The sequence below is a fragment of the Mucilaginibacter aquariorum genome (assembly GCF_024498135.1).
Lineage (GTDB): Bacteria > Bacteroidota > Bacteroidia > Sphingobacteriales > Sphingobacteriaceae > Mucilaginibacter > Mucilaginibacter aquariorum.
On record NZ_JANHOH010000001.1, the window covers coordinates 898,307 to 910,890 of the forward strand.

10 protein-coding genes are annotated in these 12,584 nt (G+C 43.7%); 4 read left to right on the forward strand and 6 right to left on the reverse strand.

Annotation, left to right across the window (positions count from 1 at the left end):
* Positions 1-8 precede the first annotated feature (8 nt).
* The 4 genes from NPE20_RS03965 (at position 9) to NPE20_RS03980 (ending at position 5,252) form a co-directional block, all read left to right on the forward strand.
* Positions 9-1,592: an FAD-dependent oxidoreductase gene (locus tag NPE20_RS03965; protein WP_256537304.1), complete on the forward strand. Its 1,584-nt coding sequence runs from the start codon at positions 9-11 to the stop codon at positions 1,590-1,592.
* 42 nt (positions 1,593-1,634) lie between these two features.
* Positions 1,635-2,801 carry a pyridoxal phosphate-dependent aminotransferase gene (locus tag NPE20_RS03970; protein WP_256537305.1) on the forward strand — a complete coding sequence of 389 codons (1,167 nt, stop codon included), beginning with the start codon at positions 1,635-1,637 and terminating at the stop codon, positions 2,799-2,801.
* 95 nt (positions 2,802-2,896) lie between these two features.
* Positions 2,897-3,877: a Hint domain-containing protein gene (locus NPE20_RS03975; RefSeq protein WP_256537306.1), complete on the forward strand. Its 981-nt coding sequence runs from the start codon at positions 2,897-2,899 to the stop codon at positions 3,875-3,877.
* A gap of 172 nt (positions 3,878-4,049) precedes the next feature.
* Positions 4,050-5,252, forward strand: a complete 1,203-nt coding sequence (locus tag NPE20_RS03980; protein WP_256537307.1) for an MFS transporter — start codon at positions 4,050-4,052, stop codon at positions 5,250-5,252.
* On the opposite strand, the gene NPE20_RS03985 is transcribed toward NPE20_RS03980, so the two are convergent.
* The 6 genes from NPE20_RS03985 to NPE20_RS04010 form a co-directional block, all read right to left on the reverse strand.
* Positions 5,249-6,097 carry an HvfC/BufC N-terminal domain-containing protein gene (locus NPE20_RS03985; protein ID WP_256537308.1) on the reverse strand — a complete coding sequence of 283 codons (849 nt, stop codon included), beginning with the start codon at positions 6,095-6,097 and terminating at the stop codon, positions 5,249-5,251. The two genes, NPE20_RS03980 and NPE20_RS03985, sit on opposite strands and share 4 nt — an antisense overlap.
* The gene (gene bufB / locus NPE20_RS03990) at positions 6,090-7,004 is read right to left on the reverse strand and encodes an MNIO family bufferin maturase (RefSeq protein ID WP_256537309.1); all 915 of its coding nucleotides are present in this window, start codon (positions 7,002-7,004) and stop codon (positions 6,090-6,092) included. Before bufB ends, NPE20_RS03985 begins: the two co-directional genes overlap by 8 nt.
* A 20-nt stretch (positions 7,005-7,024) precedes the next feature.
* Positions 7,025-9,118, reverse strand: a complete 2,094-nt coding sequence (locus tag NPE20_RS03995) for a ferritin-like protein (RefSeq protein WP_256537310.1) — start codon at positions 9,116-9,118, stop codon at positions 7,025-7,027.
* A 28-nt stretch (positions 9,119-9,146) separates the two neighbouring features.
* Positions 9,147-10,727, reverse strand: coding sequence for a Dyp-type peroxidase (locus NPE20_RS04000; RefSeq protein ID WP_256537311.1), 1,581 nt, complete (start codon positions 10,725-10,727; stop codon positions 9,147-9,149).
* Between the two features lie 57 nt (positions 10,728-10,784).
* The gene (locus NPE20_RS04005; RefSeq protein WP_256537312.1) at positions 10,785-11,453 is read right to left on the reverse strand and encodes a hypothetical protein; all 669 of its coding nucleotides are present in this window, start codon (positions 11,451-11,453) and stop codon (positions 10,785-10,787) included.
* A gap of 169 nt (positions 11,454-11,622) precedes the next feature.
* Positions 11,623-12,564, reverse strand: a complete 942-nt coding sequence (locus tag NPE20_RS04010) for a PorP/SprF family type IX secretion system membrane protein (RefSeq protein WP_256537313.1) — start codon at positions 12,562-12,564, stop codon at positions 11,623-11,625.
* Between the last annotated feature and the right edge of the window lie 20 nt (positions 12,565-12,584).

The window sequence follows — 12,584 nt, forward strand, 5'->3', positions numbered from 1 at the left end:
CATTTTTTGTGAAAACAATTAGCCGAAGAGATTTTTTGGGCAAAGGCGCAATGCTTGCAGGCGGCACATATCCCGCCATGTTAGCTTTAGGATTATTACGCCCCGCCCCCGCACATGCATTTAATTTACATGGTACAGGTAACGGCAAACACATTATTATTTTAGGGGCCGGCTTAGCAGGTATGACGTGTGCCTACGAGCTAACCAAACTCGGCTATCGCTGCACTATTCTTGAAGCCCGCCAAAGGGCAGGCGGCCGCTGCTGGAGCATTCGCAATGGCAGTACCCAAACCGAGATTGATAAACCCACTGTTACCGCCCGTTTTGATGAAGGCCAGTACTTTAACGCGGGCCCGTCGCGGATACCGCATAATCATGAACTTACCCTGCATTATTGCAAAGAACTGGGTGTACCCATACAGGTTTATAACAACATAAACGAAGGTGCCTATTACTTCGCCGAAGGTAAAGGCCCTTTATCAAACAAAAAGATAAAGGTAAGAGAAGTGCATAACGATATCCGCGGTTACATGAGCGAGATGCTCGCAAAAAGCATTGACCATGGCAATTTGGATAATGCCTTAACAAAAGAAGATACCGAGAAGGTTATCGAATACCTGAAAGCCGAGGGCGGGCTTGATGTTGACAAACTATACAAAGCATCGGCGCGCCGTGGATATACCGAGATGTATGGCGCCGGTGACAAACCCGGTAAAATTGGCGACCCGAATAAATTGGCAGACCTGATACATTCCGGCTTAATGGATCCGGACTTTTATAACGTAGCCGAATATACCTACGAACTGCAGATGACCATGTTCCAGGCCGTGGGTGGTATGGATAAAATAGCATCGGCATTAGAGAAAAAAATAGCGCCTTTTTTAAAGATGGGGGCCGAAGTTACCGACATAACCAACCTACCCGAAGGTGTAAAAATTTTGTATACCGATGCCACTGGTAAACATGAGATCAATGCCGATCTGTGTATCTGCACCTTGCCCCTGCCTGTGCTAAGCAATATCAATCATAATTTTTCTGGTGATGTAAGCCGGGCGATAGACTATATCGGTTACATCCCGACAGGAAAAATTGGTCTGCAGTTTAGGCGCCGCTTTTGGGAAGAGGATGAACACATTTACGGAGGCATCACCCATACCAATAACGATCTGACGCAGGTATTTTACCCATCGTATGATTATCTGGGTAAAAAAGGCATCCTGATAGGGTATTATAATTTTAACGAGAAGGCGCAAAAGATAGGTGCTTTAGGTTACGCTGACCGTGAAAAATTCGCTTTGGAAAAAGGCAGGTTGATACATCCGCAATATGACAAAGATTTTGAGAACTCATTCTCGGTTAGCTGGCATAAAACAAAATATAGCCTTGGCGGATGGGCGGTTTATAATACCGATACACGCAAAAACCAGTATCCCGCGCTGTTAAAACCAGATAAGCAGGTTTATTTTGCCGGCGAACATTTAACCTATTTAAACGCGTGGATGGCTGGGGCATTTGAATCGGCACGCAGCACGGTAGCGACTTTGCATGCAAGGGTTAGCGGGCAACGGGCACAATATCCGGTACAACGATGAAAAAACTAAACTAAATATACCCATAACTAAAGTATACCCACAATGGCAAACTCAATTAACCGCAGAAGCTGGATCAGGTCCAGCGCCTTCATAGCCGGGGGACTGGCTTTTTGTTCGGGCACCATCAGCAAGCTATCGGCTATGCCTAAACGTGTATTCAGATCTACACGCGCCTTAACCGATCAGGAAGCTGTGTTAAACGGTCCTTTTGACCTAAAAGCAAGATTGTTAGCAAACGAAAACCCATTCGGCCCGTCGGCTGCGGCTAAAAAAGCGATAGCCGACGTTATTGACAAAAGTTACCAGTACCCCTTCATGCTGCTATCACAACTATCTGGCAAAATTGCCGCTTATGAAGGTGTAGCGCAGAAAAATATTTTGATGGATGCCGGCTCTACCCCATTACTATTAGCTGCCGCGTTAAATTATACCAAAGGCGGTAAAAATGTAATAACCGGCGATCCATCTTACGATGATCTGCCTTCGCGGGCCGAAGAACTGGATGGCAAATGGATAAAGGTACCATTGACCGCCGATTATAAATTAGACCTCGACGCCATGGAAGCCAAGGTGGACGCCAACACCGGACTGGTTTACATTTGTAACCCTAATAACCCAACTGCTACCGTTGTTGATACCGAAAAACTGAAAGCTTTTTGCGAACGTGTATCTAAAAAAGCAACCGTTTTTGTAGATGAAGCCTATATCGATTACCTGCCCGACCCACAGGCGGCATCAATGGTAAGCATGATAAAAGCCGGACATAATGTTATAGTAGCACGTACTTTTTCTAAACTTTACGGTTTTGCCGGCTTGCGATTAGGATATATTATCTCACAGCCGGATACTATTAAGGCATTTGAAAAATACACCACGCAAGCCTGGAGTATATCAGCCACTACATTATCTGCAGCCCTTGCCGGTTACCGCGAAACGGATTTCCTGAATGATACCTTGAAAAAAACCAACGCGTCAAAAGAATACCTATATTCTGTATTAAAGAAAGAAGGTTATGATTATATCCCTTCATCGGCAAACTTTGTAATGTTCCCTTTAAAAATGGACGGTAAAAAGTTTTCTGCAGAGATGTTTAAACGGGGTGTAGGCATCCGCGACTGGAAATTTAACGGCAAAGACTGGTGCCGCGTAAGCATTGGCCGTATGGACGAAATGGAAGCCTTCGCCGCAGCATTTAAAGAATTATCTTAATTACAGAATCAAGAGTTAAGAGCCAAGAATCAGGACTAAATATTCCCGCCTATTCTCTTGACTCTTGATTCTAATATCTTGACTCTATTAAAAATATGCGTAAACTAGCATTAACACTACTATTAGCGGGTTCTGTCTATTTAAGCCAGGCGCAAACCGTAACCCCAAGGCCGCTTACTATGGCGGAGTATACCAAGGCGCAAACTTTCAACATTGCCGACCTTGATAAGGATACCTATGTAAAGTTTGAGAACACTTACGTGTTGGATAGGTATGAAGGCCGTAAACCTTACTTTATTACCGGCAGCGATGGCCTTAAAAAGCGGATCGACCTTTACAAATTAATAGCCAAAGAAGGTATGCAGGAAATTGGCACCATGGTTTTTTATACCAACGAAAAAGGTAAGCAATACAAAGCACTGGTACCCGATTTTACTGCTGATGCCAAAGTTTGGGAGCAGTACTTTCAGGATATTGACAATATCAACAAGGTGGAAACCAACTTCATACTAAAACTCTCTTATATACTATCTAAAGAACTAAGCTTTCAGCAATATAAATTACTGAACGGTGGTAAGGATATGAAGGAAGAGTCGGCTACTTATGGTAACGATATCTGCTTCCCCGGCGATGAAATGGTGACCATGGCCAGCGGAGCTAAAAAGCTGCTGAGAGATGTAAAAAGCGGCGATGAAGTTATTACCGTTGACCCCGCAACCAAAATAACATCGGCAGTAAAGGTTAAAGAGTTAACCACCCACGACGCTAAAAACTATGCTTTAACTAAACTGGTGTTGGTATCGGCACAGGTGAAAGGCCAAAACATAAAGCTAAACAGCAAAGTGTTGCAGGCTACACCAAACCACCCAATGCTTACCAAACAGGGCAACCAAAAAATTGGTGAAATTGCTTTAGGGCAGGATGTATTATGCCTTAACGAGCAAACCGGCAAATATGAGGCCTACACTGTACTCTTAAAAACCGAGCATGCCGGCGGCACCCAAAAAGTTTATAACATAGTAGCCGATGGTGGCAGCACTATCATCATGAATGGCGTTATGGTGATGCAAAAATAAAATTTATCAACTACTGAATTATAAAAAGGGCTTATTTGATAAGCCCTTTTTATGTTTACTTTAACCATTTCTGCCTGTGTTAGTATCTTGATACAAACACGATGTTCAAAAATCGACGAGTGATTTTTTAATGCAATTTGGTACACTTGCCAAATATTCTATCTCTATCTAAATGACCAAACCGGCACATCCTATTTATAATTTACATTTTGCACTGGTTTGCCTAAGCTCGCTATTATTCTCGGCAAGTTTTAATATGCTTATACCCGAGCTGCCCTCTTACTTAAGCAGTCTTGGTGGTGGCGAGCATAAGGGATTAATTATCGCATTATTCACACTTACAGCCGGTATCTCCCGCCCTTTCAGTGGCAGATTAACAGATACACTCGGCCGTGTGCCGGTTATGGCTGTTGGCTCTATAGTTTGTTTCATATGCGGCTTTCTATATCCCATACTGGGTAGCGTTGCGGGTTTTCTGTTCCTAAGATTACTGCATGGCTTTTCAACCGGTTTTAAACCGACGGCAACGGCTGCTTACGTGGCCGATATTGTTCCCCGGGAGCGTTGGGGCGAGGCATTGGGGTTTCACGGTATTTGCTTTAGTACCGGTCTCGCTATTGGCCCAGCCATTGGCAGTACTATCAGGCTTTATTTTTCGCTGAATACCTTATTTTATACTTCATCTTTTTTGGCGCTGATGTCTATCATTATCTTGATGAACATGAAAGAAACGCTGAAGACAAAACAGAAATTCAGCTTATCCATCCTCAAAATATCGCGTAAGGATATTATAGCTGTCGAAGTTTTGCCTGCGGCTATAGTAACACTGTTATCTTACGTAGCCTATGGTGCTATCCTTACGGTGATCCCCGACTGGAGCCAGCATTTGGGCATCGTTAACAAAGGCCTGTTTTTTATGGTATTCACCATCGCATCCCTACTGATAAGGTTTGTAGCAGGTAAGGTATCAGACAAATACGGCCGCATATATGTAATTAATACAGGGCTGGTATTGCTGGTTATAGCGCTTGTAATTATCGGTTACGAAAAAACTGCTATGGGTTTATTAGCCGGTGGCGTTGTTTATGGTGTAGCCACAGGGATCCTCTCCCCCGCCCTAAACGCATGGACGGTAGACATGAGCCATCCCCAATATCGTGGTAAAGCAATGGCTACCATGTATATTTCGTTAGAAGCAGGTATAGGTTTGGGGGCTTTGATCTCGGGTTGGTTTTACCAGGATGTTATTGGCATGGTACCGTATATCTTATATAGCACAGCAGTGATTACCATTCTGGCTATCATCTATATGATGTTCCGTTCTAAAATACCTATGAAGCATCAGGAAGATGTATTGATAGAAGCCGAAGTTTAACTTACAACCTGTATAAACCCACATTTACGAAAATATGCTATCCACAGATAAGCATCGGCCAAAAGATCGGCTGATGAAACATTTTGCTGGTTGCTGAGTGCCGAAATAGCTTCGTATAAATTGGTATGGTTTTTACATTCCTGCAGCAACAGGAACTGCATTTCGGTAATTTCTTCCAATACAATGCGGTAATTTTTCCTGCTGATGGCCATAAAGGTTTTTTGGGGCGATGGCAATTCGTACTCACCTTCCCGGTAAACCGATTCAAAGAATTCCTTCATCGGAAAATTAAGTTCCAACAATTGCAGGCATTCGGGTATACTGATGTTTAGCTTACTAAAAAACATGTCCTGTATGTTTACAGGATTCATATCAGTAATCTCGCCTTCTGTGCCAGGTGCGCGCATTGCAACCTGTCGCGCACGTTCAACCCTGGCTAAAGTGGCGGGAATATCAAAATAGGCATTATCCGTTCCTTCTTCGGATTGTGGTTTTGTCTTCTCCAGAAAATCAGGAAAGGCTTTACCCAAATCATACAAAGTGAACGAGGTGGATGGATGGTACATCAGGTAAGCTTTCGCGAAACTATCGAATAACTCATCACCCATAAACTTCTTACTAATCGCATAATCGGCGTACATACAGTCCAGCAGCCTCAGCATATAGCCTGAACTGTAAACATTTAAACGCGCATATATCGATGCCTTACCTTCGTCAGATACTACATCATCTTCGCTCACATTATACGTATGGTTAGCCAACCCGACCTTCTGTTTCAAAAAGCCGGGCGCCATTACCACTGTCCGCAGCCAATTTTGCAAAAATGCTGTATCCTGTTTAACCATTTGATGCTTGTAATTGAAAATCCACAGGATTGGATACCGCCATATTAGGCGAACGATAAACGCCTTCATCCGGGATATTACCTTTCAACACTTCCCTTGCTTTAAACAGTTCTTCCAATAGTTCGGGATAGTCGGGTATTTTGGCGTCCCACTCCAATAAGGTACTTACGCCATCGGTTAGTTGTTGTGCCTGTTGGTATAGTTTCCATACCGCTGATGGCACGGGCTGCTCATGTGTATCTACCAATAGATCGCCGCAATCTGTAGGGCCGGCAATGTGCATTTGTACAATATGCTCGTGTGGCAGGCTATCAATGTATTTAACAGCATCAAACCCATGGTTATGTGCCGATACAAAAACATTGTTTACGTCAAGCAGTAAGCCACAACCGGTCTCTTTAGCCAGGGCTGATAGAAACTCCCACTCGGGCATGGTTGATGCCTTAAACTGCAAGTAGGTTGATGGGTTTTCTAATATCAGCGGGCGTTTCAGAAAGTCTTGTATCCGCAGCACACGTTCGGCAACGTGGTCAAGGCTTTCTTCAGTCATGGGCATCGGCAGCAGGTCGTGCGTATTGGTATAAGCAACGCCAGTCCAGCATAAATGATCAGAGATCCATTCAGGTTCTATAACTTCGGCGAGGGCTTTTAGCTTTTGCAGATAGATGTAATTAATAGGATCGGTACTGCCAACAGACAATGATACCCCATGCATTACAACTGGCACTTGCTTGCGAACATGCATCAGCACATGGCTTGCAAAGCCAAAGTCATCCATAAAGTTCTCGCTGATTATCTCAAACCAGTCTACCCCTGCGGGGTTTTGAAGCAGGTAGTTAAAATGTTTATTTCGTAAACCCACGCCAAGGCCCAAATTTGGCAGGCCCAGGCGTGGTTTAGTATTCATGCTCATGCAATAATTATTATTTAGGTTGATGGTGGGAAGGCAAGGCGCAAGTCGCTTGGTTTTGGTTTTTCAGGAACCTTTGCTCCGCGTTTCTTTAAAACTTCAGCATATGCATTCCATGCCACATCGTATACCAGGTCGCCTTTTGCATAGTCAACAATTGCAAATGGACTTGGCTGGTATTTAGGAGCCGGGCCAAAATCGTTCAACTGCATCTTATATTCATTTGGCGCAGGAATAGACGGGTACATTTGCGAAGCCGAAATTGGCACCGCGCAACCACCTAACGCACCGCAGGCATTATCAGACGGTGGGCTATATGGCGATACTTTATCGCCTTTGGCCTTAAGAAAGGTATATGAAGTAGCTGCTCCGCACCCGCCGCCACCACCGGTGGACTGTACAAAACCACATCCACCCTCGCCTTTACACTCATTTGAGCCTTTGCAAGTATGAAATAGCTGTACCTGGGCACAGCTTGCCGGATCGTGTTTTATCTGTTCATCAAGGTTAAGCCCCTGGCAGGCATGGTATAAATGCTGGCTGCGATCTAACGGCACTTCTCCCGGAGGGATTACACCCAAAGCTATATTTGGTATTTTACCGAATATAGCCCAGCAGATAGACATCCTATCGCCCGAACCACCCATTGAAGGGTAAGGGAATGCTGTTTTTGGATCTTGGAAAAAATCGTTCAATACCCGCGTAACACCGGCAATAGCGCCGGTTGAGGTGCGACTGAACAAGTCATAATTTTTACCGTCAGTATCGTTCAACTTTAAATTATTAAGGGCCTGCGCAATATCTCCTGATAAAGGCAGGTTTGGATAACGTTTAGGATCATAGCCAACGGTTTCCAGCAATTCTGCACTCCATTTATTGCCATCGGCATGCCACTGGTCCCAAGTGTATATTTCCTTGCTTTTAATAAGCTCTAAAACATAAGCAAATGTTTCGTAATGATCCATACCACCAAAATGACCGCGTGCTTCAGCTTTGACAGAATCAACCTGCTGCCCTGTAGCCGAGTATGAAGGATATTTGTTACGCAATACCGGGCAACTTGGCCTAAACTGATCTTTTACCGCTGTTAAGGTAAGCTGTGTTTTAAGCATCCGGCTCTTGCTTACACGGGCTAATATTTCATTAATTACACCACCGCCTTCACCCTGATCGGTAATGCCATTTATCATGTTCAATACATCCAGCAGTGCTTTCTCGCTTTCGGTATGTTCAATACTGGTTGGCATATGCGGATATTCGTCACTACCTGTTTGTGTTGGATTTAACCTGCCGGGGTTAAAAACCTCTTTCTGCAGGGCGGTTTTTACAGCCTCGTTATTGCCGGACTTTGTTGAAGCAGCTTGGGCTTTTTCCAATCCTTTTTTGAAAACTATATCCCATAAGGTTGTCCCATCGGCGTATTCAATAGAAAGGTAGTTCCACAGCTGCAGGTACATATTACCTATCGAACCAAAATACGGTAATGGCTCGCCTTCTTTCCAATTATTGTAAGGTGCCTTCTCATTGTACTTATCCTTTTTTGATGGGTCGATAATTTTTTCGGCATCGTTCTCGGTTTCTTCTATGGCAAGGAACAGGTTACACTGTTCAACATCCATAGGCCCCAGCTTTACTTTAATTTTGTTATAAGGGGCAATGGTATCGTTAAAATCTAAAATTGCCGGTAATATGGTTGCATCAGGTGCATAGCATTTCCATGCGTAAGTTTTTTCGTCCTGTAACGGTTCGCAGGTAAATTTAGGGTCGTAACCAACCACTTTTGCCAGGTTTGATATGATCTGCAGGTGAAGCATTTCGGCCACAAACACACTAAATACAGCGTTAAAGGCATTCTCGTTAGCAGTTTTTGGATGAGCGGATGCCGCCATGCCCGGCCAGATCCGGCCTTCGTAAAAGTTACTGTCTTTGCTATTTATCTCGTGCATGCCATGCAGCGAATACAGCGAGGTCATGTACAAAGGAATAGTGAACAGCTCCACGTTAACGGCCGACTGCACAACAGCGTGCAGCGCCTTCTCATCAATCTCTTTGTATGATACCGGCCTTTTGGCCAGCCGGTTATCATCGGTAAATAAAAGCGTTGTTTTCATGATAAGGTATTAATAGGGTTTAGAGTTTTTAAGTTGTTGGTATAATGCCTTGCGATAAACATTTTAGCGCGTCTATGCCCGGTAAAAACAAGTACAAGCCGCCATCGGTACGTACAAAACGTTCCAGGCCGTCAATGCTTTTATAAGCAGGCGGTGTAGTTTCGTCATTGAGGTAGTCAAATTCATTATAAGCCTGCATTGTGTTATTTGGTGGCCCAAACAATGGGTCGAAACCACTACTATTGGGGCTGGCATCTGTTGTACGGAAGCCATTGCGTATAACCCAGCTTTGCATAATAAATTGAAATTGAGAAGCCAGATTGGCACAAATAAACAGCCCTACCAGGCCGCGTTGTATATCCTTATCTTTATCCTTAACCTCGTCATAATCGGGGCCGTATGCACCAGCCCGGCGCATGATCCTCCTGCTTTCGGCATAGTTTAGCGTGCCGTCCGGGTTGTTTTGGTTACCTGTAACCATATTATCATCACGAGGGTTAGTACGCCGTATATGCGACGCGTAAGGGCATAAAACTCCCAATGCATCGTTTTTCATTTCCCCTTGCTGGTTAGCGGTTCGGCTTAAGTAGTTAAAATTAGTGTAATCAAAATCCTTCAAATTAGGATTGGGCCCTGTGGGCGATACCACCAATGGTGTGCCATCAAACCAACGGCCGCACATTTTGGCGGCAACCAGTTCGGGCTCTACGCCTGGTGTTTTATTGATGAAGGTATTAAAAGCCTTTACATCCTGGTATAATAATCGAAAGGCGGCAAAGCTACCGTTAAGTATCAACGGATGCGCCCTATAATTAGGTACCGTGGTTTTACCGTCGTTATATTTTTTGGTGATCACAAAGTGATAAGGGGGCACAATAGGCCGGTCATCAACGGTGCTTACACCCAGCAGCATACGTTGTGATTTGTTATTCCATGGCACTTTGCTAAGGCGGGGCTGCGAAAAACTATCCTTATATCCAAAGTGGATATAGTTATGCCCGGTTAATAGCGGGTTAGAATCTTTCATAAACGCTAAAGCTAAGGCAGGTACGTTATTGTTGACCGGTATAAGGCTCAATAGTGTATCGTAATACGCTTCGCGTTCTTCCTCACTTTTGGTATAGATGCTTATTTGTACATGCAAGTCAGAGCCGTCTGCTTTAGGGTCGGCAGGTAATTCCCACCCTCCCGATCTTTTCCACCACTTTGCAGGGGCACTATCATCGATATCACCTACCGCAGCGGCATTAACAGCCGCACCGCCGTCATACAAACCAAACAACGGGAAACTGGCCGATTTAACAGTAGAGTAATCCGTAGGACCTATTAGCATTTTAAGGCCAAAGCTTGTAATGCCAATATTGAGGCAATAGGATGGCTTTACACCGTTAGGCCATGGTGCTGCAGAAGTTATGGTTAACGGCGAACCGCTATCAGGCAATAGTTTATTCAAAAACTCGCGCGCGCCGGATATATTATTACTATCAATAGTAAAAACCAGGTAACGTATATAATCAAAATTATAACCGCGCAGTATCAGGCCTTGTATATCATCCAATTGAAGTTTGGGCGCGTTCGGATCTGCAATATCATTCAGGTATTTACTCATTGTACTTTAATTTAAATAAGTTAAATATCCCCGCTTGCGCGGGGATCAGAATGATAATTAGCAGGGAGTTGGCGGCGTTGATTGCTCATAAGCTATATCAGCCGGCGGGAATGGCCATAATGTTGGCGCATCGGGATAATTCTGTAATACTTTACCCACGGTTAAGCCCGGGAATGTTACACCGAGTACGTATTTATAATTGGTGTCTTTAGGCGTTTTTGCAGATGCAGGGATGGTTGGGTCGGCAAAGTTGTAGCGCATCAGCAAACAGTTAAATGCATCCGGATTTTCGGCTACACCACCATTTTCGCTAATAGAAATCGCAGATGTAGGATCAGATGCAGGGAATATATCGGTTTCGTCCATAGCATCTACAATTTGGTTTAAACCCCATGCAATAACCGGGTTTGTTACAAACGAGCTGATGTATGGTGCGAAATCTGCATCGTATAACGATTGCACAACAAGCATATCTTTACCCGGCATGGTTTGAAAGCTGGTTACAGGTAATTTAGGTTGAGGGGTTGTACCATCAAGCAAGTGGTAAAACATAAAGAAATGCACACCTGTTGCCGCACGCGGGTCACTGATATTTTTAATTTCGGTTTGGATACTTGTAAGCGCTTTGCTTACCACTTCTTTTGGTGTTTTCTTTTTAAGAGGCATAAAAAGAAATAACATGTGCTGTTGTTCGGCAGCAGGAATGCTGGTAATAGGTGAGGCCATTGTGATTTTGGTTAAGGTTGTATTTACCTACTCTATTAAAGGCTTTTCGGTATCCGCCATTGTGTGATCATTAATCAATCAAAGCCCGCGTTCCCACTTATCCTATCTCAATATTACAATCCTAATTTGTAACAATAGATATCGCTCCTTCCTTACCTGTACGCAAGCTTTATAGCAACTTCCGTTCGCTGGTTTTACCAAATCGGTAGCTTAAGCTAACTTCATGAGTAGCTGTATTTATACCGCCCAGGTTATTCGATGCCACACCGAACTGGTAACTGTAACCAACCCTAAATGTATCGGTGGTTATGGAGATTATACCAGACGTCCTTTTATCAGTACGATAACCTACGCCAACGCCCAGTTGTTCTTTTAAATAAATGGTACCGGTTACATCTGCCAGTAAGGGTGATCCATTTACGTACGATACTAATGTTGTAGGCTTAAACTTAATATCCTCGGCTAAATCTGCCAGGTAGCCCCCTGTGAAATAATAATGGCTTTTTAGGTAATTAGCCTGCTGTACTGATGCTGTTCCTAAACTACGGATAGTAAGCTCTGGTACAGATATCCCCAGGTAATATTTATCACTAAAAAACATAACACCAAAGCCAATATTAGGGCTGGTTTCCCTTATATCATCTTTAAACTCCGGGTCGTAGTAATCAAGGGTTGAATAATTGCCCACATAGTTACGTACACCCGCGTTTATAGATACCGACAAATAGTCTTTTTCGGTAAGCTGAATACTTTTTGCAAAAAAGGCATTTACCTCAATTTGTCGCTCAACTGCAATCTGGTCATTCAAAACATACAAACCGGCAGCGCCGCCAATTGATTCTAATGGCAAACTTCCGCTTAACAGTAAACTGCTTGGCGCACCATCTATCCCTACAAAACGTTTACGGCCCACTACGTTTAACGAACCTGCCTTATCCAATAAAGAGTATGCGGGGTTTATTGGGGTTAAATTATCGCCATACTGGCTATAACTATATATCTGTTGCTGAGCCATAAGCTTGCTGCCGGTTATCATCAGCAGCAAGCTTAGTATAAGTACAAATTGTTTTTTGTTAGGTATTAATTTAATATCCTTTGTCTCTTGCTTCACTATTCCTTTTTCAATTATTG